Annotated in this window: 21 protein-coding genes; 11 read left to right on the forward strand and 10 right to left on the reverse strand. The window is 71.8% G+C overall.

The window, feature by feature from the left end; all coding sequences use genetic code 11:
• Nucleotides 1–221: 221 nt before the first annotated feature.
• Nucleotides 222–1,247 carry an ATP-binding cassette domain-containing protein gene (locus ACIPSA_RS02250; RefSeq protein WP_402627830.1) on the forward strand — a complete coding sequence of 342 codons (1,026 nt, stop codon included), beginning with the start codon at nt 222–224 and terminating at the stop codon, nt 1,245–1,247.
• Entirely contained in the window at nt 1,244–2,074 is an 831-nt protein-coding gene (locus tag ACIPSA_RS02255) for an ABC transporter permease (protein ID WP_402627833.1), read from the forward strand. Before ACIPSA_RS02250 ends, ACIPSA_RS02255 begins: the two co-directional genes overlap by 4 nt.
• Before the next feature lie 29 nt (nt 2,075–2,103).
• On the opposite strand, the gene ACIPSA_RS02260 is transcribed toward ACIPSA_RS02255, so the two are convergent.
• Both ACIPSA_RS02260 and ACIPSA_RS02265 read right to left on the reverse strand, forming a co-directional pair.
• A complete protein-coding gene (locus ACIPSA_RS02260; protein ID WP_402627836.1) occupies nt 2,104–5,451 on the reverse strand; it encodes an AfsR/SARP family transcriptional regulator in 3,348 nt (1,115 codons plus the stop codon).
• Between the two features lie 14 nt (nt 5,452–5,465).
• The gene (locus ACIPSA_RS02265) at nt 5,466–5,909 is read right to left on the reverse strand and encodes a DUF6578 domain-containing protein (RefSeq protein ID WP_402627838.1); all 444 of its coding nucleotides are present in this window, start codon (nt 5,907–5,909) and stop codon (nt 5,466–5,468) included.
• Between the two features lie 104 nt (nt 5,910–6,013).
• Here ACIPSA_RS02265 and ACIPSA_RS02270 point away from each other — a divergent pair, with 104 nt between their 5' ends.
• Nucleotides 6,014–6,817 (forward strand): site-2 protease family protein, encoded by an 804-nt coding sequence (locus ACIPSA_RS02270; protein ID WP_402627841.1) that lies wholly within the window; start codon nt 6,014–6,016, stop codon nt 6,815–6,817.
• On the opposite strand, the gene ACIPSA_RS02275 is transcribed toward ACIPSA_RS02270, so the two are convergent.
• From ACIPSA_RS02275 to ACIPSA_RS02285, 3 genes are all read right to left on the reverse strand, one after another.
• Nucleotides 6,807–6,992 carry a hypothetical protein gene (locus ACIPSA_RS02275; RefSeq protein ID WP_402627843.1) on the reverse strand — a complete coding sequence of 62 codons (186 nt, stop codon included), beginning with the start codon at nt 6,990–6,992 and terminating at the stop codon, nt 6,807–6,809. The two genes, ACIPSA_RS02270 and ACIPSA_RS02275, sit on opposite strands and share 11 nt — an antisense overlap.
• Before the next feature lie 87 nt (nt 6,993–7,079).
• The gene (gene npdG / locus ACIPSA_RS02280) at nt 7,080–7,793 is read right to left on the reverse strand and encodes an NADPH-dependent F420 reductase (RefSeq protein ID WP_402627846.1); all 714 of its coding nucleotides are present in this window, start codon (nt 7,791–7,793) and stop codon (nt 7,080–7,082) included.
• Nucleotides 7,794–7,830: 37 nt separating this feature from the next.
• Entirely contained in the window at nt 7,831–8,904 is a 1,074-nt protein-coding gene (locus tag ACIPSA_RS02285; protein ID WP_402627849.1) for an exo-alpha-sialidase, read from the reverse strand.
• A gap of 115 nt (nt 8,905–9,019) precedes the next feature.
• Here ACIPSA_RS02285 and ACIPSA_RS02290 point away from each other — a divergent pair, with 115 nt between their 5' ends.
• On the forward strand, nt 9,020–9,616 hold the full coding sequence (locus ACIPSA_RS02290) for a hypothetical protein (RefSeq protein WP_402627852.1): 597 nt from the start codon (nt 9,020–9,022) through the stop codon (nt 9,614–9,616).
• An 89-nt stretch (nt 9,617–9,705) separates the two neighbouring features.
• On the forward strand, nt 9,706–11,013 hold the full coding sequence (locus ACIPSA_RS02295; protein ID WP_402627855.1) for an MFS transporter: 1,308 nt from the start codon (nt 9,706–9,708) through the stop codon (nt 11,011–11,013).
• 22 nt (nt 11,014–11,035) lie between these two features.
• On the opposite strand, the gene ACIPSA_RS02300 is transcribed toward ACIPSA_RS02295, so the two are convergent.
• The gene (locus ACIPSA_RS02300; RefSeq protein ID WP_402627858.1) at nt 11,036–11,269 is read right to left on the reverse strand and encodes a hypothetical protein; all 234 of its coding nucleotides are present in this window, start codon (nt 11,267–11,269) and stop codon (nt 11,036–11,038) included.
• Nucleotides 11,270–11,327: 58 nt separating this feature from the next.
• Between ACIPSA_RS02300 and map the strand changes: the two genes are divergently transcribed.
• Both map and ACIPSA_RS02310 read left to right on the forward strand, forming a co-directional pair.
• The gene (map, locus tag ACIPSA_RS02305; protein ID WP_402627861.1) at nt 11,328–12,185 is read left to right on the forward strand and encodes a type I methionyl aminopeptidase; all 858 of its coding nucleotides are present in this window, start codon (nt 11,328–11,330) and stop codon (nt 12,183–12,185) included.
• Between the two features lie 132 nt (nt 12,186–12,317).
• Nucleotides 12,318–12,986: a heme oxygenase (biliverdin-producing) gene (locus ACIPSA_RS02310; protein ID WP_402627864.1), complete on the forward strand. Its 669-nt coding sequence runs from the start codon at nt 12,318–12,320 to the stop codon at nt 12,984–12,986.
• Here the strand turns inward: ACIPSA_RS02310 and ACIPSA_RS02315 are convergent.
• Together ACIPSA_RS02315 and ACIPSA_RS02320 are read right to left on the reverse strand one after the other, a co-directional pair.
• Nucleotides 12,983–13,639, reverse strand: a complete 657-nt coding sequence (locus ACIPSA_RS02315) for a PhzF family phenazine biosynthesis protein (protein ID WP_402627867.1) — start codon at nt 13,637–13,639, stop codon at nt 12,983–12,985. The two genes, ACIPSA_RS02310 and ACIPSA_RS02315, sit on opposite strands and share 4 nt — an antisense overlap.
• Nucleotides 13,632–14,522 carry a hypothetical protein gene (locus ACIPSA_RS02320; protein ID WP_402627869.1) on the reverse strand — a complete coding sequence of 297 codons (891 nt, stop codon included), beginning with the start codon at nt 14,520–14,522 and terminating at the stop codon, nt 13,632–13,634. Before ACIPSA_RS02320 ends, ACIPSA_RS02315 begins: the two co-directional genes overlap by 8 nt.
• A 223-nt stretch (nt 14,523–14,745) precedes the next feature.
• On the opposite strand from ACIPSA_RS02320, the gene efeO reads away from it, so the two are divergent.
• The 4 genes from efeO (at nt 14,746) to ACIPSA_RS02340 (ending at nt 19,390) form a co-directional block, all read left to right on the forward strand.
• Nucleotides 14,746–15,888, forward strand: coding sequence for an iron uptake system protein EfeO (gene efeO, locus ACIPSA_RS02325; RefSeq protein ID WP_402627872.1), 1,143 nt, complete (start codon nt 14,746–14,748; stop codon nt 15,886–15,888).
• A 9-nt stretch (nt 15,889–15,897) separates the two neighbouring features.
• Nucleotides 15,898–17,178: an iron uptake transporter deferrochelatase/peroxidase subunit gene (gene efeB / locus ACIPSA_RS02330; protein WP_402627875.1), complete on the forward strand. Its 1,281-nt coding sequence runs from the start codon at nt 15,898–15,900 to the stop codon at nt 17,176–17,178.
• 3 nt (nt 17,179–17,181) lie between these two features.
• Nucleotides 17,182–18,036: an iron uptake transporter permease EfeU gene (gene efeU, locus ACIPSA_RS02335; RefSeq protein WP_402627878.1), complete on the forward strand. Its 855-nt coding sequence runs from the start codon at nt 17,182–17,184 to the stop codon at nt 18,034–18,036.
• A 352-nt stretch (nt 18,037–18,388) separates the two neighbouring features.
• Nucleotides 18,389–19,390 (forward strand): hypothetical protein, encoded by a 1,002-nt coding sequence (locus tag ACIPSA_RS02340; RefSeq protein WP_402627880.1) that lies wholly within the window; start codon nt 18,389–18,391, stop codon nt 19,388–19,390.
• A gap of 23 nt (nt 19,391–19,413) precedes the next feature.
• On the opposite strand, the gene ACIPSA_RS02345 is transcribed toward ACIPSA_RS02340, so the two are convergent.
• Together ACIPSA_RS02345 and ACIPSA_RS02350 are read right to left on the reverse strand one after the other, a co-directional pair.
• Entirely contained in the window at nt 19,414–20,148 is a 735-nt protein-coding gene (locus ACIPSA_RS02345; protein WP_402627883.1) for a bifunctional DNA primase/polymerase, read from the reverse strand.
• 108 nt (nt 20,149–20,256) lie between these two features.
• Entirely contained in the window at nt 20,257–20,871 is a 615-nt protein-coding gene (locus ACIPSA_RS02350) for a TetR/AcrR family transcriptional regulator (protein ID WP_402627885.1), read from the reverse strand.
• Nucleotides 20,872–20,985: the final 114 nt, after the last annotated feature.

A 20,985-nucleotide genomic window follows, 5' to 3' on the forward strand; every position in this document is an offset into this window, starting at 1 on the left:
GCACCACCGACAGCCCCGCCGATCATCCCCCGTCGGCGGGGCTGTCGCCTTTTTGCGCCTGAACCGGCGCCGCTTTCGCGGAGGTGGTTGCTCGCCGTCGTGGTTCCTCAATTGATGGTTGCGGTGCTCGTCGGGAATTTGTCGGTGGCGTCGGTGGCCCCGTCCTGTGCTGTCGGCGGTCTGTAGGTGGTTTGTCGGTCGGGGCTGACAACGTCTGGGGCATGACGCGAAAAGACGACAACTCCAGTGGCGCGAACAGCGCCGTGACCGTGCGGGGGCTGGTCAAGCACTACGGCGAGACCAGGGCACTGGACGGTGTCGACCTGGATGTGCGCGAGGGCACCGTGATGGGTGTGCTCGGACCGAACGGGGCCGGCAAGACCACCCTCGTGCGCATCCTTTCCACCCTGCTGGCCCCCGACGCCGGGCACGCCACCGTGGCCGGGTACGACGTCGTACGGCAGCCCCGGCAGCTGCGCCGGGTGATCGGTCTCACCGGGCAGTACGCCTCGGTGGACGAGAAGATCCCGGGCTGGGAGAACCTGTACATGATCGGGCGGCTGCTGGACCTGCCGCGCAAGGAGGCCCGTGCCCGCGCCGACGAACTGCTGGAGCGGTTCTCGCTGACGGAGGCCGCGCGGCGGCCCGCGGGAACGTACTCCGGCGGTATGCGGCGGCGGCTCGACCTGGCCGCGTCGATGATCGGACGCCCGGAGGTGCTCTACCTCGACGAGCCGACGACGGGACTCGACCCCCGTACCCGCAACGAGGTGTGGGACGAGGTCAAGGCCATGGTCGGGGAGGGCGTCACCGTCCTGCTGACCACCCAGTACATGGAGGAGGCCGAGCAGCTCGCCTCCGAGCTGACCGTCGTCGACCGCGGGAAGGTCATCGCGAACGGCGGCATCGAGGAGCTCAAGGCCAAGGTCGGCGGACGCACGCTGCGCGTCCGGCCCGCGGACCCGCTGGAGCTGCGCCCGCTCGCCGGGATGCTCGACGAACTGGGCATCACCGGCCTCGCGGCCACGACCGTGGACACCGAGGGCGGCACCCTGCTGGTGCCGATCCTCAGCGACGAGCAGCTGACCGCCGTGGTCGGCGCGGTCACCGCGCGCGGCATCACCATCTCCTCGATCACCACCGAACTGCCCAGCCTGGACGAGGTGTTCCTGTCCCTCACCGGCCACCGCGCCAGTACCCCGCAGGACGCCACGCCCGCCGAGACCCGCGAGGAGGTCGCCGTATGAGCGCCACCACCATCACCCCGGCCGCAGCGGCCGCTTCGAAGGCCGACGCGCCCATCCCGCTCCGTGCCCACCTTCGCCACACCGGCGCGCTCATACGCCGCAACCTGCTGTGGATCCGGCAGGACCCGGAGTCGATGTTCGACGCCATCCTGTTCCCGGTGATCTTCACCCTGCTGTTCGTGTACGTCTTCGGCGGCTCCATCGGCCAGTCCCTGGGCGGCGGCCAGGACCGGTACGTGCAGTACGTCGTGCCCGGCCTCATGGCCATGATGGGCATGAACATGGCCCAGGGTGTGGGCACCGGCTTCAACACGGACTTCAACTCCGGTGTCATGGACCGTTTCCGGTCCCTGCCGATCGGTCGCGGCTCCGTGCTGTTCGCCAAGATCGCGGTCGAGTTGATGCGGATGCTCATCGCGACCGTGGTGCTCATGATCGTCGGCGTGCTCGTGGGCTTCGACATCACCCACTGGCCGGGGCTGCTCGCCTCGGTGGGCCTGTCCGCCCTGTTCGGCTCGGCCCTGATGTGGGTGTTCCTCACCCTCGGCGTGGTGATGAAGAGCGCGCAGTCCGTGCAGGCCATGGGTTTCCTGGTGCTGATGCCGCTGCAGTTCGGCTCGTCGATCTTCGCGCCGACCCGCTCGATGCCGGGCTGGCTGCAGAACTTCACCGACTACAACCCGCTGTCCGCGCTGGCGGACGCCGCGCGCGGTCTGATGGTGGGCGGACCGGTCGCGCACGGTCTGTGGGTGACCCTGGCCTGGTCGGCGGGGCTCACCGCGGTGATGGCACCGGTCGCGATCCACAAGTTCCGCACCAAGAGCTGACACCCCGGCGGCCGGACCGCCGCTGCGCGTCAGACCAGGGCGGTGGCCTCCGCGAGGGAGAGGCCACCGCCCTCGGCGTACGCGGCCTCGTACGCCTCGTCGTCGAGCACCGCCCGGATCCCGGCCATCGCCCGGTCGCGCACCTCGCGCTCCGTGCCGGACGCGAAGTGGCCCGCCGGCAGCAGGCCGTCGGCGGCGCCGAGGCACCGGGCGGCGTCGTGGGCCCGCCCGTCCAGACCGCTGAGGGCCATCGCCCCGACGGTCAGGTGCACGGAGTGCATGTGCGGGGCGATCGTCGAGGAGAGCGGGTCGGCGGCGTGGCGCAGCGCCTGCCGGATCCTGTCCAGGGCGTCCTCGTGACGGCCTTCGAGGGTGTCCAGCCAGGCCTCCTGGCTGAGGATGAACCCGTCGAAGACGATGAAGTGGGCGATCTTGAAGTCCCGGCGCAGCAGCCGCACCTGCTCGCGCGCCTCCGCGATCCGGCCGGTCGTCGCGTACCGTCCCGCCAGGAAGAGCCGGGCGGCGGGCATCGCCTCGTTGTGCGAGCCGTCCTTGCCGGCGATCACCTCGCGCAGCAGTCGCTCCCCGCGTTGCGGCTCGCCCGCCTCGATCAGCACACTGCCGAGGCGGGCGCCGAGCACCGCCACCTGGGCGCGGGCGCCGAGGAGTTCGGCGTGCTCGATGGCGGTCTCGTAGTCGGCGGCGGCCAGCCGGTACTCGCCCTGGCGCTCGCGGGACTCGCCGCGCGCGGAGAACGCCTCCGCGGTGCCCCAGTCGTCCCCGAGTCGCCGGAAGATCTCCAGCGCCTCGTCGGCGTCCTCGGTCGCGCTGCCCGCCCAGGCCGTGCGGTTGGCCAGCAGGTTGGCGCGCAGTTGCAGGGCGCCGGCCAGTTCCCACTCGAATCCGGGGGTGTCCCGGCAGGTGCGCACACAGGCGTCGGCGATCTCGCGCACCCGGTCCGCGCCGCCGGTCAGTATCACGGCGAAGAACCAGAGCAGGCCCGGGGCACGGCAGGTCTGCGGCAGGCCGGGCTCGTACACCTCGGTGATGTTGCGCAGCTTCGCCTGCGCCGAGGGGGTCTGCCAGGCATCCAACTCGGTGTCCATGCAGGCGAGATGGGCCAGATGGACACCGCGCCGGGCCTCGGCGAGGAGTTCTCCGGTGAGCGGGGGCGGGGTGTCGGTGCAGCGCTCCCAGACGGGTTCGGCGCGGCGCAGCGGCTCGGCGAAGGGGTCGGGTCCGAGGACCATGACCTCGCTGCACCAGTTGCGGGCCTCGATGCGCAGGTCGCGCATCTGCCAGTACCAGACCAGGGACAGGACCAGGCAGAGCGCCTCCTGCTCGTCGCGCTCGGCGACGGCGTGACGCAGGGCGGTGCGCAGGTTCTCGTACTCCGCCTGGAGCCGCCGGATGGCGGCACGCTGGCCGGGGCCGCGCAGCAACGGGTCGGTGGTGCGGGCGAGTTCGCGGTAGTACGTCAGGTGCGCGCGCTCGGTGGCCTTGCGCTGCCCGGCCTCGTCGAGCCGCTCGCCCGCGTACTCGGCGACGGTCTCCAGGAGCCGGTAGCGCATCCCTCCGTCGGGCGAAGGGGCCGCCACGACGAGGGACTTGTCGACCAGCGAACCGAGCGCCTCCAGCGCGACCGGTCCGCACACCGCCTCGGCGGCGGCGAGGTCGCAGCCGCCGGCGAAGACCGACAGGCTGCGCAGGACGTCCCGTTCGTCCTCGTCGAGCAGGTCCCAGGACCAGTCGACGACGGCGCGCAGGGTCTGCTGGCGGGGCAGCAGGGTGCGGCTTCCGGAGGTGAGGAGCCGGAAGCGGTCGTCGAGCCGGTCGGCGATCTGGCGTGGGGTGAGCATGCGCAGCCGGGCGGCCGCCAGCTCGATGGCGAGGGGGAGTCCGTCGAGGCGGCGGCAGATCTCCGCGCAGGCCTCGGGGTCGTCGTCGGTACGGAAGCCGGGGCGCGCCGACGTGCCGCGGTCGGCGAACAGGCGCAGCGCGAACGGCTCGGGCAGCGGTTCGACGGGGCGCAGCAACTCGCCCGGTACGCCGAGGGGTTCGCGGCTGGTGGCCAGGACCGTCAGTCCGGGGCAGCGCTCCAGCAGCCGCTCGACCAGCCGGGCCGCCGCGTCGACGACGTGCTCGCAGTTGTCGAGGACGATCAGCATGCGGCGTCGGCCGCAGTGCTCGACCAGCCGCTCCACGGGGTCGTCGTGCCGGTCGGCGACGGCGGCCCGCATGCTCTCGGCACCGGCGCCGTGCAGCACGGTCTCGCGGGCGCCGATCGCGGTGAGGACGGCCTCCGGTACGGCGGCCGGGTCGTCGACGGGTGCCAGCTCGGCCAGCCACACGCCGTCCCGCGCCGCGTACCGCACGGTCTCGGCGGCCTCCTGCGACAGCCGCGTCTTCCCGGCCCCGCCGGGCCCGAGCAGCGTGACGAGCCGGGCGGCCGCGAGGTCGCCCCGGATGGCCTCGATGTCGCCTTCCCGGCCGACGAAGGAGGTGAGACGGGCGGGGAGGTTGCCGGGCGGGCGGACTTCGGCGGGGGCGTCCGCGGCAGGGCGGACGGCGGAGAGGTCTGCTGTCTCCGCGCCGGGGAGCCCCGGGCCGGGCGGATCCGCCGTATGCCCGTTCCGCCCCTCTGGGTCCCCGGGGCTCAGCAACTCCGCGTGCAGAGAGCGCAGTTCCTGGCCGGGGTCGGAGCCGAGCCGGTCCGCGAGCAGTTGCCGTACGTCCTCGTACGCGGCCAGTGCCTCCGCCGTGCGGCCCGCGTCGCGCAGGGCGCGCAGGCGCAGGGCCTGGAGGGATTCGTCGAGGGGGTGGGTGTCGCACAGAGCGGTGAGCTCGGGCAGGAAGTGGTCGGCGTCGCCGAGGGCGAGCGCGGCGGTGTGCCGGGCGCGGAGGGCGTCGAGGCGGCGGGTCTCCGAGCGGGCCGCCTCCGCGGTGCGGTCGGGCAGGTCGGCGAGGGCGGGGTCGTGCCACAGGGCGAGGGCTTCGTCGAGGGTGACGGCCGCCTTCGCGGGGTCGCCGTCGGCCAGGGCGCGCAGGCCGTCGCCGGTGAGCCGCTCGAAGCGGTGCAGGTCGATGTCGTCGGGCGCGGCGGCGAGCCGGTAGCCGCCCTCCGCCGAGGCGACCGCGTCCGCGCCGAGTGCCCGCCGCAGCCGTCCCACCAGCGCCTGCAGCGCGCCGGTCGCGTCGGCGGGCGGGTCACCGTGCCACACCTCGTCGACCAGCAGGCCCACCGGCACCGTACGGCCGGGGCGCAGGGCCAGTACGGTCAGCAGGGCACGCAGCCGCGCCCCGCCCACGGGAACGGCCGTGCCGTCGGGGCGGAGCGCCTGGGTGGTGCCGAGGATGCGGTAGCGCACGGGGTCCATTGTCTCCGGTGGTGTCAGGGCCGGTCACGGGGTTCCGGCGGCGGGGCGCCCGGGACGTCGAGGGTGACGAGGACGCCGGCCGTGCGGCGGGCGCGGCGCAACCCCGACTCCGTACGGGTTTCCTCCTGCTCGAACCACTTCGGGCAGCTGTCGACGGGTGTGAGCGACCTCGTGCCGGCCACCGGTTCGAAAGTGAGCGCTCCCGGGCTGGGCTCCGCGTACTCCTGGTGCACCAGGTCGATTGAGCGGACCAGGCCGGTGGTCTCGTGCGGCGGGCCGCCGTGGTTCTCCACCCACGACACTCCGCCGTACTTCTGCCGCTCCTCCTCCCAGCCCCCTTCCCTGACGTGGTCCCGGTCCATGGTCACCAGCCGCCAGCCGACCTCGTCCCCCACGGTGAACGGAGTGCCGCAGCACTCCATCTGCCAGTCCTCGTAGAACACCCTCATCAGTGCCATGGCCCCACCCTTCAGGAACCGACCGCGCACCGCGAGACGTTTTCCCCTCGTGCCCGGTACGGTCGGGCTCGCCGACCACACCAGTCCCCCAGGGAGCCCCGCCGATGACCTCCGCAACCACCCGCAGCCACAGCGACCGGCGGATCAGTCCCGTGTTCCTCGGGATCCTGGCCGTCACCGCGGTCACGGGATGGGCCACCTGGACCGGGTTCGCCGCGCAGCCCGGCCTCGCCGTCTTCCTGTTCGTGACGGCGGCCTGGATCGTCTCCCTGTGTCTGCACGAGTACGCGCACGCGCGCACCGCGCTGCACAGCGGGGACATCTCGGTCGGGGCCAAGGGCTACCTCACGCTGAACCCGCTGAAGTACACGCACGCGCTGCTGAGCATCGTGCTCCCGGTGGTGTTCGTGATCATGGGCGGGATCGGTCTGCCGGGCGGCGCGGTGTTCATCGAGCGCGGCCGGATCCGGGGGCGCTGGCGGCACAGCCTGATCTCGGCGGCCGGTCCGCTGACCAACGTGCTGTTCGCGGTGGTGTGCACGGCCCCGTTCTGGCTGGACGCCCTCGACGGGGTGCCCAGCGACTTCCGGTACGCGCTGGCCTTCCTCGCGCTGCTCCAGGTCACGGCCGCGATCCTGAACTTCCTGCCGGTGCCGGGCCTGGACGGATACGGCGTGATCGAGCCCTGGCTGTCGTACGACGTGAAGCGCCAGGTGGAGCCGTTCGCGCCCTTCGGCCTGATGTTCGTGTTCGCGCTGCTGTGGGTGCCGTCCGTCAACAGCGCGTTCTTCGACGTGATCGACGCGATCCTGAACCACCTGGGGATCAACGGCGACGACCGCTACTGCGGCCAGGAGCTCTACCGTTTCTGGCTGGGCAGTAACGAGTTCTGCTCGGTCAGCCCGTGACGGACGTGCCCCCGGCGCCCCGGCCGCGCTTGAAGTAGTACCAGGTCATGTTGGACGACAGACCCGCGAGCAGCACCCAGACGATCCCCAGCCAGCTGCCCTGGACGAAGGAGACGACCGCGGCGGCGACGGCCAGCAGGCATACGACGAGGGTGTAGAGGGCGATGCGGGGCATGTCGGTCGGCTCCTGTCGGGGGACACTGCTGATGGCGTCCAGTGTCCCCCATGCGCCCTCACGTCTCACACGCCGGTGGGCGTGAACTCACACGTCCGTGACACGGAGTCCCGCGTGCGCCTTGTACCGGCGGTTGACGGAGATCAGGTTCGCGACCAGGGCCTCCACCTGGTGCGCGTTGCGCAGCCGCCCCGCGAAGATGCCGCGCATGCCGGGGATACGCCCGGCCAGCGCCTGGACGATCTCCACGTCGGCCCGATCCTCGCCGAGGACCATGACGTCGGTGTCGATCTCCTCGGTCTCCGGGTCCTCCAGCAGCACCGCCGAGAGGTGGTGGAAGGCGGCGGTCACCCGGGAGTCCGGGAGCAGGGCCGCGGCCTGCTCGGCCGCGCTGCCCTCCTCCGGCTTCAGCGCGTAGGCGCCCTTCTTGTCGAAGCCGAGCGGGTTGACGCAGTCCACGACGAGCTTGCCGGCCAGTTCCTCGCGCAGGGACTCCAGGGTCTTGCCGTGGCCCTCCCAGGGCACCGCGACGATCACGATGTCGCTGCGCCGCGCGGTCTCGGCGTTGTCGAAGCCCTCGATGCCGTGGCCGAGTTCGTCGGCGGTGGCCTGGGCGCGCTCGGTGGCCCGGGAGCCGATGATCACCTTCTGGCCGGCCCTGGCGAGCCGGTAGGCGAGGCCCTTGCCCTGCGGCCCGGTCCCGCCGAGCACGCCGACGACGAGCCCGGAGACGTCGGGCAGGTCCCAGGGGTCCTTGGCGGGGGCCTTCGCGGGCTGCTGTGCGCTGTCGGTAGAGGTCATGCCGCGACTCTACGTCCGCCGTCACCTGCCCAGCGGTTCAGGTGAGGTCCGTCACGGGCACCCGCCGGAAGGTGATCGTCTCGTAGGGGCCGAAGTCGCCCGTCTCGTAGAGGAGACCCACGGTGTCCTTGTCGACGCGGACCAGGTCGGAGTAGGCGGCGGGCAGTCCGTCGACGGTGTGGACCGGGCGCCAGGTGGTGCCGCCGTCGGTGGAGGAGCGGACGGTCATCAGGGCGCGGGCGGCGGGGTCGGCGGGGCCGGAATGGAGGAGCAGGTCGGGGTCGCGGAGCTGGAGGACGCTCGCCTCGCAGACGGGGGCGGTGAGCCCGGCCTGCGGGCGGAACGGTTTGACGAGGGTCTTCCCGCCGTCCGCCGAGTGGGCGTCGGCGCGGTTGCCGGGGGACGGGGAGTCGTTGCGGGCGTTGAAGTAGACGCGGCCGTCGGGGAGTTCGGCGGCGGTGGTCTCGTTGACGTTGACGTAGCCGTCGGTGTTCTCGTCGGTGTAGCCGAGGAACCAGGTCGCGCCGCGGTCGTCGCTGAGCAGGCAGTGGCCGCTGTTGTACTTGGGCTCGTTGCCGAGGTCGGTGCCGGTGGGCGGCACGGTGTGGTTGCCGGGGACGAGGACCCGGCCCGTGCTCAGCTGGATCGCGTGGCCGGGGCCGGTGGCGTACCAGCGCCAGCCCGCCTTCTTCACCGACCTGGTGATCTCCTTCGGGCTGGACCAGCGCACGCCGTCGTCGTCGCTGTGCTGCACCCACACGCGGCGGCCGTCGGCGTTCTTCACCTTGCCGCGCAGGATGGAGTCCTCGCTCGCGGTGGCGGCGGCACGGACGTGCACGAGCAGGATGCGGCCGGTGTCGAGGACCACGGGGGCCGGGTTGCCGGCGAGGTTCGCGCCGTTGTCGGCGGCGACCTGGAGCGGGCCCCAGGTGTGGCCGCCGTCCGTGGAGCGCTTCAGCACGATGTCGATCTCGCCGTGGTCCTTGGCGGAGCCGACCCGGCCCTCGCAGAAGGCGAGCAGGGTGCCCGAGGCGGTGGCGACGACCGCCGGGATCCGGTAGCTGGCGTAGCCCTCCTCACCCGCGCGGAAGGGAACGGTGACCAGTGTCATCAGGCGGCTCCCAGAGCAGACGTGGGTCTCCAGTGACTGGGCACTTTCCCCGGGTTGGGCGAATTCGTGGTGAACTCCGCGTCACGAGTGACCGATTGCGGCAGGATGCGGTCGTATGGACGCCGTACGGGTCGCGCTGCTGCGCGAAGTGCTTGCCGGGACGGAGTGGTTGGATGCCACGCGGCGGTTCGCCGGGGTGCTGCGCGGCTCCGTGGTGGCGCACGGGGGCGGGCTGCTGCTCGTGGGCACGCCGGAGTACGAGCCGTGGCATCTGGCGGCGCACCTGGTGGACGAGGCCGCGTGGTCGGGGACGCCGGAGCTGGCCCCGACACTCGTACGGCATGACGCGCGCCCCTCGGACCCCGCGCACCTGGCCGTGGGACCGGGGCGGATCGGGGCGGCGCGGCGGGGCGAGACGCTGCTGGTCGTGGCTCCCGAGGAGCCCGCGCCGCTGCTGGAGCGGGTGCACGACGCCCGGCGCTCCGGGGTGACGGTGCTGGCCGTGGGGTCCGGCGGGGGCGAACTGGAGGCGATGGCGCACGAGTCACTGGCCGTGCCGGAGGGGGCGGCGCTGGACCTGGACACCGTGCAGCACCTGGTGAGCGCGGCGGCCGGGGAGAACGGGGCCTCTCCGAGGGTCCGACGAGGTTTCCGGGACCGTCTGTCGAGGCTGGCGGAGACCCTGACGGCACCACCGGCCGCCCCCTGGTGACGGGGCCTCCCCGAGAAACCCGACGAGGCTTCCGGGACCGTCGAAAAGCGCTTGCTGTGCCCTTGCGCCCCGGTCGACCATGACCCCTCGTGACCGACGACGCCGACACATCCCCCACCGGGCTGCGTGCCCTCCTCCCCGATCTCGCCCCCTGGCGGGCCTCCGCCGACTTCCGCAAGCTCTGGATGTCGGGGCTCATCAGCAACTTCGGCAGCTTTCTCACCTTCGTCGCGGTGCCGGTGCAGATGAAGGAGCTCACCGGGTCCGCGGCGGCGGTCGGCGCGATCGGGGCCGTGGAGCTGGTGCCGCTGATCGTGTTCGGGCTGTACGGCGGCGCACTCGCGGACGCGCTGGACAAGCGGAAGCTGATCGTGTGGACGGAGGCCGGGCAGGGCCTGCTGAGCGCGCTGCTGCTGCTCAACGCGCTCCTGCCGCACCCCGCCGTCTGGCCGCTGTACGTCCTGGCCGCCCTCGCCTCGGCCGTCGGCTCCCTTCAGCGGCCCGCCCTGGACTCGCTGTGGCCGCGGATCGTGGCCCATGAGCAGCAGCCCGCGGCGGCGGCGCTCAACTCCCTGCGCTGGACGGTCGGCGGGGTGGCGGGCCCGGCGGTCGCGGGCGTGGTCGTGGCCTACGCCGGGCTCGGCTGGGCCTATGCGGCGGACCTGCTGACCTTCGTCGTCTCGGTCGCCTTCGTCGTCCGCATCGCCCCCTCCCCCGCCGCCCACGAGGCCGCGAAGCCGTCGCTGGGCGCGATCGTCGAGGGCGCCCGGTACGCCTGGAGCCGCAAGGAGCTCCTCGGCACGTACGTCGTCGACATCGCGGCGATGCTCCTCGCGATGCCGCTCGCGGTACTGCCCTTCCTCGCCGACGAGCTGCACGCCGAGTGGTCACTGGGCCTGATGTACGCCACGGTGCCGGCCGGGGCGCTGCTGGTGAGCGTGACCAGCGGCTGGACCTCGCGGGTCCACCGGCACGGGCTGATGGTGGTGGTCTCGGCCGCGGGATGGGGGCTGGCCGTCGCCGCCGCCGGTGTCTGCGGCAACGTATGGCTCGTCCTGCTGTTCCTCACCGTCGGCGGTGGATTCGACATGGTGAGCGGGATCTTCCGGACCGCCATGTGGAACCAGACGATCCCGGACGAGCTGCGCGGCCGGCTCGCCGGGATCGAACTGCTGTCGTACTCGGTGGGGCCGCAGCTCGGTCAGGTCCGGGCGGGCGGCTTCGCGGCGTGGCTGGGCGTGCGCGCCTCCGTCTGGTCCGGCGGGCTGGCGTGCGCGGGCGCGGTGGGGCTCCTGGCGCTGTGCCTGCCCCGGCTGATGACGTACGACGCGCGGACGAACGAGCACGCGGTACGGCTGCGCGAACGGCGTACGGCCGCCGCGCCCGCACAGGCGTGATCAGTCCTCGTCACACGCGTGATCAGTCCTCGTCCGTGTCACCGCCCGCCGGGACGTCGTGCCAGCGCGGGTCGTTCTCCCACTGGAGATTGCGCTCGCGGGCGGACTCCATCGCATGCTCGGCCTCCGCCCGGGTGGCGTAGGGACCGAAGCGGTCCTTGGCCGGGCACTCGGGCCCTTCCTCGACCTTCTTGTGCTCCAGGCAGTAGTACCACTCGCCCGGCTTGCCGACGGTGCGCTTCTTGAACAGGGCCATGACCAGCTCCTCTCGCCATCGACATGTTCCCCCATGCCCGCTGGTTAGACTCGCTGGCATGTCTGGCCAGTCGCTGCTCGTACCAGGGGAGCTTTCTCCCACCCGTTCGGTACCCGGAAACATCCGCCGCCCCGAGTACGTCGGAAAGCCCGCGCCGACGCCGTACACCGGTCCGGAGGTGCAGACCCCGGAGACCATCGAGACGATGCGGATCGCCGGGCGCATCGCCGCGCAGGCTATGGCCGAGGCGGCGAAGATCATCGCCCCGGGTGTGACCACGGACCAGCTGGACAAGGTCGCCCACGACTACATGTGCGACCACGGCGCCTACCCGTCCACGCTCGGCTACCGCGGGTTCCCCAAGTCGCTGTGCACCAGTGTCAACGAGGTCATCTGCCACGGCATCCCGGACACGACGGTGCTGCGGGACGGCGACATCGTCAACCTGGACGTGACCGCGTACATCGGCGGGGTGCACGGCGACAACAACGCGACGTATCTCGTCGGTGATGTCGACGAGGAGTCGCGGCTGCTGGTGGAGCGGACCCGGGAGTCACTCGACCGGGCGATCAAGGCGGTCAAGCCGGGCCGGCAGATCAACATCATCGGCCGGGTCATCGAGTCGTACGCCAAGCGGTTCGGTTACGGCGTGGTGCGGGACTTCACCGGCCACGGCATCAACTCGTCGTTCCACTCCGGGCTGATCATCCCGCACTACGACAGCCCGCACGCCACGACGGTCATGCAGCCGGGGATGACCTTCACGATCGAGCCGATGCTGACCCTGGGCACGCACGAGTACGACATGTGGGACGACGGGTGGACCGTCGTGACCAAGGACCGGAAGCGGACGGCTCAGTTCGAGCACACGCTGGTGGTGACGGACACGGGGGCGGAGATCCTGACCCTGCCCTGACCGACCCTGCCCCGACCCCCGAGCCCGCTTTCCACAGACATGTGGAGGGCGGGCTTCCTCTTGTAGACTTTTACCGACAGGGTGTCGGTAAACCCGAAGACTTAGGTAAGCCCCGCTTGGAGAACGCACCCCATGGACTCCTTCTCGACACTCATCCGCACGGCGTCCCACGAGCAGCACATGGAGGCCGAGACCTCGACGTTCATGAGCGACCTGCTCGGCGGCAGGCTCGGCGTGGACGCGTACGCGCGGTACACCGAGCAGCTGTGGTTCGTGTACGAGGCACTGGAGGCCGGGGCCGAGCGGCTGGCGTCGGACCGGGTGGCCGGGCCGTTCGTCCGGCCCGAGCTGTACCGGCTGCCCGCGCTGGAGCGCGACCTCGCATACCTGCGGGGACCCGAGTGGCGCGCGGGACTGACCGCGCTGCCGGCCACACGGGCGTACGCGGACCGGGTGCGGGAGTGCGCCGAGCGGTGGCCCGCGGGGTACATCGCCCACCACTACACCCGCTGTCTGGGCGACCTCTCCGGCGGCCAGATCATCCGGGACAAGGCCGAGCGGACGTGGGGCTTCACCAGAAAGGGTGACGGGGTCCGGTTCTACGTGTTCGAGGGGATCCCCAACCCCGCCGCGTTCAAGCGGGGTTACCGGGAGCTGCTGGACGCGCTCGACGCCGACGACCTGGAGAAGCAGCGGATCATCGCCGAGTGCAAGCGGGCGTTCGCGCTGAACACGGCGGTCTTCCGGGAGCTGGGCGAGGAGTTCCCGCTGGGCGCCCAGGTCCTGTCGTCACACCGCTAGCGCTCGGGCTGGCGCTCCAGGAACACCCGGCCGCCCACCTCGACCCATCCTCCCGGCTGCGGTGCCGTGAGGATCTGGGAGCCCGCGCCCTGTGTGATGTTGAGGGCGCGACCCAGCTGTGCGGTGAGCAGCAACGCCGCCGCCCCGGTGGCCTCGTCCTCCTCGATGCCGTCGTCACGGCCGGGGAAGGCGCGGGCACGGACCCGTCCGGCGGACTCGTCCTCCCAGGCCCAGGCGTAGATCCACTCGCCGGGCGGCGGGACGGGCAGGGCGTCGACCTCGGCGGCGTTGGCGTACCGGCGGAGTGTGCGCGGCGGGGCCCACTCCGGCAGCGCCTCGATCCAGCTGAACTCGCCGTCCAGGCGGGCGCCGACAACACCCGCGGGCGGCACCAGTTCGGGTACGTCGAGCAGCCAGGCCGCGCCGACGCAGGGGTGACCGGCGAAGGGCAGGCGCAGGGTGGGGGTGTAGATGTCGATGATCCCGCGCTCGGGGTCGTCCACGAACACGGTCTCACTGAAGCCGAGCTTCGCCGCGAACGCCTGCCGGTCCTCCCGGCCGGGCATGCGTGAACCGTCGCGGACGACGCCGAGCTCGTTGCCGTATCCGCCGTTCGCCGCGCAGAAGACACGCAGCACGTCGTAGTCAGTCACCGGGGCATTGAAACATTGCGGCGGCGGCCAGGTCGTCCCAGGTGGGGGCGGCGCCGGGGAGCGGCCAGGAGCGGGTGGGGGCCGTCTCGTACGGCAGTGCGGACATGACGTCTCCGTACGCCCGCAGCAGCGTGTTCCGCTGCCGTTCGGTGCCGGGGTCGGCGGGGCGGGCGGTCAGCCGCTCCAGCCTCCCTCGGTGTCCCCTGGTCACCTTGTCCGCCGTCCGCCTCCAGTCCTCCTCGTCCGGCACCCTGGTCAGCACCACGCAGGGCGGGGTCCGGCCCTCCGCGAGCGACGCCACGGCCCGGTCGTGGCCGTCGAGGATCACCCAGCCGTCGAGGAGCGTGACCCACCACAGGAGAACCGGCGCGAGCGTGCCCTCGCGGACGTGCTTCCGGTACGCCTTCACCCGCGGGGCGTCCTCCGGCGACAGCGGGCGCAGCGGTACGACGCCCTCCCAGCCGCCCCCGCACCAGTCCAGGTAGCCGCCGGGCCAGTCCCGCAGGAAGTCGCCCCACCAGACGTACGACGGAAACCGGTGGCGCTCCCCGAGGAGCCAGCGTCCGTCGTGCAGCGGCCCGTCCTGCGGTGCCTCCTCCAGCCAACGCGCGTACTGGTGAACCCAGTTGCCCGGCCGGCGCTGCCGCGTCGAGCGGGGCGGCGGCAGCGGTGAGCGGTAGCCCGCCGACCGGTGCACGAAGAGCCCCTCCCGCGAACAGCCGCCCCGTTCCTCGCGGCCCAGGAGCAGCGGCCGCTCCCCCTGCCGCAGCAGCACCCGGCCGCCGGGCGCGCACTCGAAGCGCAACGCCGGCGGGCCGGGCCGGCCCCGTACGTCCAGCACCAGGCCGCCCAGCCCCAGCAGTTCCCTGTGCGACCTGTCCATGCGGGCCAGTCTGGGGCAAGGAACGCGGTGTCCGGCAGCGGATTAAGGCATACCCACTTGACCCTCCCTTTACCATCCCTTGGGGTCCGTTTTGAGCCGTCGACATCAAGCCGTGTCTGTGATCTTTCCGTGGGAGCTGAATCGCGGACCTGGTGGGTATTAGTGAGGTAAGCCTCATGTAAGTTAGGCCAGCCTCACCACACCGTCCCCGCTTGGAGCCTGCATGCGAGCCGCCCGACTCTCAGTCACCGCCGCCGTCGCCACGGCGGCTTTGACCGCCCTCACGGCCTGCACTGCGAAGAGCGACGCCAAGGGCGGCGACCGCGTCATCGACGTGACCGCCACCGACAGCAAGTGCGAGACCTCCAAGAAGGAGATCTCCGCCGGGCACGTCGAGCTCGCCATCGAGAACAAGGGCTCCAAGATCACCGAGGTCTACATCCTCTTCCCGGACGACCGGATCGTCAGCGAGCGCGAGAACATCGGCCCCGGCACGAAGCAGCGGGTCACCGCCGAGGTGAAGGCGGGCTCGTACCGGATCGCGTGCAAGCCCGGTATGAAGGGCACCGGCATCCGCCAGGACCTCAAGGTCACCGGCGGCTCGGTCGCCGAGCGGGACCCGAAGCTGGACCAGGCGGTCGCCGACTACCGCGAGTACGCCAAGGAGCAGGCCGACGCCACCGTGCCGCTCACCGAGACCTTCGCGAAGGCGATCAAGGCCGGTGACCTGGAGGCCGCCAAGAAGGCCTACGCGCCTTCGCGCCTCGGCTGGGAGCGCACCGAGCCGATCGCCGAGTCCTTCGGTGACATCGACCCCAAGACCGACACGCGCGCCGACGGCCTGGAGGCCGGCCAGAAGTGGACCGGCTGGCACCGTCTGGAGAAGGCCCTCTGGCAGGACAAGAAGATCGGCGACGAGGAGAAGACCCTCGCCGACCAGCTGGTGACCGACCTGAAGGACTGGCAGGGGCGGGTCGGCAAGGCCGAGATCACCCCGACCTCCATGGCCAACGGCGCCAAGGAGCTGCTCGACGAGGTCGCCACCGGCAAGGTCACCGGCGAGGAGGACCGCTACTCGCACACCGACCTGGCCGACTTCAAGGGCAACGTCGAGGGCGCGCAGAAGGCGTACGAGCTGCTCAAGCCGGTCGCGTCGAAGAACGACCCGGCGCTGACCACGGAGCTCGACAAGCAGTTCACCGAGCTGAACACGCTGCTGGACAAGTACCGCTCGGACAAGAACTCGTACGACTTCGTCTCGTACGACAAGGTCACCAAGGACCAGCGCAAGGAGCTGTCGGACGCGGTGAACTCCCTCGCGGAGCCGCTGTCCAAGCTCGCCGCCACGGTTGTGAAGAAGAAGTAGGGGGCGACCATGAGCGAGATCCAGGACAGCACCTCTTCCACCTCTTCCGCTTCTCCCACCCGCCGCGCGCTGATCGGCTGGGGCGGCGCCGGGCTCGCGCTCGGGGCCGCCGCGGCCGGCGGTGCGGTGGCGATGGCGAAGACCGGCGACGACGTGGACCCGGTGGCCGCCGAGACGGGTGCCGCCGTGGGGTTCCACGGCGCCCACCAGGCGGGCATCGCCACACCGGTGCAGGACAGGCTGCACTTCGCCGCGTTCGACGTGGAGACCGAGGACCGCGCCGAGTTCGTGCAGATGCTGAAGGACTGGACGGCGGCCGCCCACCGGATGACCGCCGGCAAGCCGGTCGGCGAGGGCGCGTACGGCGGGCTGGCCGAGGCGCCGCCGGACGACACCGGTGAGGCGCTGGGCCTCAAGCCGTCGCGGCTGACGCTGACGATCGGCTTCGGCCCGTCGCTGTTCGAGAAGTTCGGGCTGGCGGACCGGCGGCCCGAGGCGCTGGTGGACCTGCCGAAGTTCCCCGGCGACAACCTGGAGAAGACCCGCACCGGCGGCGATCTGTGTATCCAGGCCTGCGCGGACGACCCTCAGGTCGCCGTGCACGCGATCCGCAACCTGGCCCGCATCGGCTTCGGCAAGGTCGTCATCCGCTGGTCGCAGCTCGGCTTCGGCAAGACCTCGTCGACCACCCCGGACGCCCAGACCCCGCGCAACCTGATGGGGTTCAAGGACGGCACCCGCAACATCGCGGGCACGGAGACGGACCGGCTCAAGAAGTTCGTGTGGGTCGGCGACGGCGACAACGGCAAGGACTCGGCCTGGATGACCGGCGGGTCGTACCTGGTCGCCCGGCGCATCCGCATGCACATCGAGACCTGGGACCGCACCCCGCTCCAGGAGCAGGAGGACATCTTCGGCCGCGACAAGGGCGAGGGGGCACCGGTCGGCAAGGCCAAGGAGCACGACAAGCCGTTCCTGAAGGCGATGAAGCCGGACGCGCACGTCCGCCTCGCGCACCCCGACTCCAACGACGGGATCACGATCCTGCGCCGGGGCTACTCGTTCACGGACGGCACGGACGGCCTCGGCCGTCTCGACGCGGGCCTGTTCTTCCTGGCCTACATGCGTGACGTGCGCAAGGGTTTCATCCCGCTGCAGCGCAAGCTGTCGGCGTCGGACGCGCTCAACGAGTACATCCAGCACGTAGGTTCGGCGATCTTCGCGGTTCCGCCCGGCGTCCGGGACAAGGACGACTGGTGGGGCCGGACGCTGTTCTCCGAGGAGGCATAGCCCGTGTTCTCCAACTACCTGATCGGCCTGCGCGAGGGGCTGGAGGCGTCGCTCGTCGTCTGCATCCTCATCGCCTACCTGGTCAAGACGGACCGCAGGGACGCGCTGAAGCCGATCTGGATCGGCATCGCCATCGCGGTCGCGATCGCCATGGGCTTCGGCTGCGCGCTCGAATTCGGCTCCCAGGAGCTGACGTTCGAGGCACAGGAGGCGCTCGGCGGGTCCCTGTCCATCGTCGCGGTGGGCCTGGTGACGTGGATGGTCTTCTGGATGCGGCGCACCGCCCGGCATCTGAAGTCGGAGCTGCACGGCAAGCTGGACGCGGCCCTGGCGATGGGCACGGGCGCACTGGTCGCCACCGCGTTCCTCGCCGTCGGCCGGGAGGGCCTGGAGACCGCCCTGTTCGTATGGGCGTCGGTGCACGCGGCCAGCGACGGCACCCCGCGCCCGCTGATCGGCGTGGCCCTCGGACTGGCCACGGCCGTGCTGCTGGGCTGGCTGTTCTACCGCGGCGCCCTGAAGATCAACCTCGCCAAGTTCTTCACCTGGACCGGCGGCATGCTGGTCGTCGTCGCCGCGGGCGTCCTCGCCTACGGCTTCCACGACCTGCAGGAGGCCAACTGGATCCCGGGCATCCGGAAGCTGGCCTTCGACATCAGCGACACGATCGAGCCGGACAGCTGGTACGGCACGCTCCTCAAGGGCGTGTTCAACTTCCAGCCCGACCCGACGGTCGTCCAGGTCACGGTGTGGCTGCTGTACCTGGTCCCGACGCTCGCGATCTTCCTCGCCCCGGCGGGCCTCATCGCCCGGAAGGGACCGCAGCAGTCGACGCAGGCGGTGCGCGACAAGGTCTGACGGCATGTCGGAAACGGCGGCGGGGGGGGGCCCCCCCCCGGGGGGGGGGGGCCCCCCCCCCCCCCCCCCCCCCCCGCGGGCAGGGACCCCCCCCCAACCCCACCAACCCACAAAATAAAAAAATAACACAGGCCCCCTCTCGCTCCCCCCTGGGTGCGGGGGGGGGGGCCCCCCGGGGGGGGGGGGGGCGGCCCCGGGGGGGGGGGGGGCGCCCGGGGCGGGGGGCCCCCCCCCCCCCGCCGCCGTTTCCGCCCCCGGATCACGGAGCGGGCGCACCAGGGGAACCCGGCACCCGCCGGCCGTCCCGCCCCGGTAGGGTCGGCCTCCGGGAAGGGGAAGGTGAAGGCACCTCATGACCACGGATCGCAGCCCTCGAAGGCTTCGCAGGCGGGACCGGAACGCACTCATAGCGGCCTCACTGACCGCTTTGTCGCTGACGGCGAGCGGATGCATGGTGGTCCACGGGGAGCGCGAGGTGCTCCCGGCCACCACCAGAGCCGAGGCGGCCAGGGCACTGGCACAGTTCACGGACGCGTACAACGAGGCGGACAAGGCGTTCGACAGTTCCCTGGACGCGGACTACGTCACCGGTGCCCTCGGCGACATCGACGCGGCCCGCCTGAAGGCCGGGCGCGCGAACAACCCCGCGGGCAACACCGGACACGTGCCGCTGAAGCTGTCGGACGCGAAGTTCACCATCCCCAAGAAGGCGGGCTGGCCGCGCTGGTTCGTCGCCGACACCGCCGCCAACAAGGGCGGCAGCGCGCGCTGGCTGTTCGTCTTCACCCGCAACAGCCTGACCGAGCCGTTCCAGGTGGCGTACCTCACACTCCTGGCCCCCGGCAGCGTGCCGGAGTTCAAGAAGGACAAGGACGGCTGGGCCGAGGCCGTACCGGCGGCCTCCGCGGAACTGGCCGTCCGCCCGCAGGACCTGAGCCGGCAGTACACGACGTACCTGAAGAGCGGCGGCAGCGTCTTCGCGGACGGCGAGCACACCAGCGGCTGGCGCAAGACACGCGCCAAGGAGGCCCGCAAGCCGGGTCTGGTCACGCAGTACGTCGACGAGCCGCGGACGGACGGCGAGTACGCGCCGCTGGCGCTGCGCACGACCGACGGCGGGGCGCTGGTGTTCTTCACGACGCACCACTACGAGAAGGAGACCGCCGCCGCGGGCACCTCCGTCCCCACCCAGAACAAGGACGTGCAGGCCCTGACGAAGGGCGAGGTCAAGCAGACGCTGACGCTGGAGTTCGTCTCCAACGAGGCCGCCCTGGACCCGAGGACGGGGTCGGGCGACGGCAAGGTGTCGATGCTGGGCCGCATCCAGGGGCTGACGGCGGCTCAGGGCGAATAGCCGGGCAGCGGGAGAAGCAGCCCTCAGTGGCGCACAGGCCAGGCCGCCGCGTGGCCGGGCTCCTCGCCGGCGTGCCGGGCGCAGGCGTCGGTGAGGACCTCCAGCAGGCTGAGCGGGTCGGGCAGCGCGTGTTCCGGGCCGCGCACCCAGCGCACCGCCCGGTCCTCGTCACCGGGCAGCCGGGCCGGCGGTACGAGCACGTACGAGCCCCGGCAGTGCCAGCGCAGCCCGGGGTGTTCGTCCATGGTCTCGGGGTGGCAGTCCAGTTCGCAGGGCCACCACTCGTCCTCGTCCTCGGGTGTGCCGCGGGTGAGGGTGAAGAACAGCATGCGGCCGTCGTCGCTCTCGGCGACCGGCCCGACCTCCACGCCGGAGTCGAGCAGCCGCTCCAGCGCCTGCCGCCCGGCCTCCACGGGCACGTCGAGGACGTCGTGCACCATGCCGGTCGCGGTGATGAAGTTGGCCTGCGGCTGGTGCCGGGCCCAGCGCTCGATCTGGGCGCGGTCGGTGGTGGACTGCGTCTGCCAGGCGAAGGACACCGGGTGCCGGGCGGGGGTGGGGCAGCCGACGCGGTCGCAGGAACAGCGGTAGCCGGGCGCGGGGTGCGCGGCGGGCGCGAGGGGCAGTCCGGCTCCGGCGGCGGCGAGCAGCAGGGCCTCACGGCCGCCGTCGTCGGCGGCCTCCTGCGGGCGGCGTCCGCGCAGCCACTGGGAGATTTTGCCCTGCCGGCCGGTACGGCCGCCGAACGTCGCGCTCATCTGTCCCCTGCCTCGCTCTTGTCCGGACAGCATGCCCTATGGTCCCACCTTCCCGGGCCCCGGGGCGCCTTGTCGGGACATACCCGGCTTCCGACCTGCGATTTCCGGTCAGCGCGGGGCGAGCCCATGCACTGCGTAGTCGACCAGGGTGTCGGTGTAGTCGTACGAGATCGGTCCGGTGCGCTGCAGCCAGCGCTGGGCGAGCGGCGAGACGAACAGCTCCAGGGCGATGCGCGGGTCGACGTCCGGGCGTACGTGCCCCTCCTTCTGCGCGGAGCGCAGGCGGTCGGCGTACAGGTGGAGCCGGGGTTCGAGGAGCTTGGTGACGAACTCGCGGCCGAGCTGCTCGTTGACCACGCCCTCGGCGGCCAGGACGCGGCAGGGCACCTCGAAGCCGGGGTCGAGCAGCTCGTCGACCGTGGCACGCAGCACGGCCTTGAGATCGGCGGCGAGGTCGCCGGTGTCCGGGATCTCGTACGGCTCCTGCCCCGCGGCCTGTGCCGTCCGCTCGCCCAGATCCAGGAAGGCCTCCAGGAGCACGTCCGCCTTCGACGGCCACCAGCGGTAGATGGTCTGCTTGCCGACCCCGGCCCGGGCGGCGATCCCCTCGACGGTGGTCCTGGGATACCCGACCTCCCCCACCAGGGCGAGGGCGGCGTCGTAGATCGCGCGGCGGGACTTCTCGCTGCGGCGGGTGGCGTCGGGGGTGGGCTTCTTGACCATGGGTCGAAGCTAACAAGCCCGGCCGTGGGTCGAAGCCGACGAGGAAGACAACCCGTTCGGCACACGCGCCCGCGCCGCCGGAAACGCACCATGGGCACCAACCACCCCTGCGGT

It is taken from the genome of Streptomyces sp. NPDC086549, assembly GCF_044746205.1.
Lineage (GTDB): Bacteria > Actinomycetota > Actinomycetes > Streptomycetales > Streptomycetaceae > Streptomyces.

Excerpts from the sequence above, each read along its gene's own strand:
- ACIPSA_RS02350 (WP_402627885.1), bottom strand. The coding sequence starts at position 20,871 with ATGGTCAAGAAGCCCACCCCCGACGCCACCCGCCGCAGCGAGAAGTCC.
- ACIPSA_RS02320 (WP_402627869.1), bottom strand. The coding sequence starts at position 14,522 with ATGGACAGGTCGCACAGGGAACTGCTGGGGCTGGGCGGCCTGGTGCTG.
- ACIPSA_RS02285 (WP_402627849.1), bottom strand. The coding sequence starts at position 8,904 with ATGACACTGGTCACCGTTCCCTTCCGCGCGGGTGAGGAGGGCTACGCC.
- ACIPSA_RS02260 (WP_402627836.1), bottom strand. The coding sequence starts at position 5,451 with ATGGACCCCGTGCGCTACCGCATCCTCGGCACCACCCAGGCGCTCCGC.
- ACIPSA_RS02340 (WP_402627880.1), top strand. The coding sequence starts at position 18,389 with ATGACCACGGATCGCAGCCCTCGAAGGCTTCGCAGGCGGGACCGGAAC.
- ACIPSA_RS02345 (WP_402627883.1), bottom strand. The coding sequence starts at position 20,148 with ATGAGCGCGACGTTCGGCGGCCGTACCGGCCGGCAGGGCAAAATCTCC.
- map (WP_402627861.1), top strand. The coding sequence starts at position 11,328 with ATGTCTGGCCAGTCGCTGCTCGTACCAGGGGAGCTTTCTCCCACCCGT.
- ACIPSA_RS02250 (WP_402627830.1), top strand. The coding sequence starts at position 222 with ATGACGCGAAAAGACGACAACTCCAGTGGCGCGAACAGCGCCGTGACC.
- ACIPSA_RS02275 (WP_402627843.1), bottom strand. The coding sequence starts at position 6,992 with ATGCCCCGCATCGCCCTCTACACCCTCGTCGTATGCCTGCTGGCCGTC.
- ACIPSA_RS02290 (WP_402627852.1), top strand. The coding sequence starts at position 9,020 with ATGGACGCCGTACGGGTCGCGCTGCTGCGCGAAGTGCTTGCCGGGACG.
- efeB (WP_402627875.1), top strand. The coding sequence starts at position 15,898 with ATGAGCGAGATCCAGGACAGCACCTCTTCCACCTCTTCCGCTTCTCCC.
- ACIPSA_RS02270 (WP_402627841.1), top strand. The coding sequence starts at position 6,014 with ATGACCTCCGCAACCACCCGCAGCCACAGCGACCGGCGGATCAGTCCC.
- ACIPSA_RS02255 (WP_402627833.1), top strand. The coding sequence starts at position 1,244 with ATGAGCGCCACCACCATCACCCCGGCCGCAGCGGCCGCTTCGAAGGCC.
- efeO (WP_402627872.1), top strand. The coding sequence starts at position 14,746 with ATGCGAGCCGCCCGACTCTCAGTCACCGCCGCCGTCGCCACGGCGGCT.
- ACIPSA_RS02310 (WP_402627864.1), top strand. The coding sequence starts at position 12,318 with ATGGACTCCTTCTCGACACTCATCCGCACGGCGTCCCACGAGCAGCAC.
- ACIPSA_RS02265 (WP_402627838.1), bottom strand. The coding sequence starts at position 5,909 with ATGGCACTGATGAGGGTGTTCTACGAGGACTGGCAGATGGAGTGCTGC.
- ACIPSA_RS02300 (WP_402627858.1), bottom strand. The coding sequence starts at position 11,269 with ATGGCCCTGTTCAAGAAGCGCACCGTCGGCAAGCCGGGCGAGTGGTAC.
- npdG (WP_402627846.1), bottom strand. The coding sequence starts at position 7,793 with ATGACCTCTACCGACAGCGCACAGCAGCCCGCGAAGGCCCCCGCCAAG.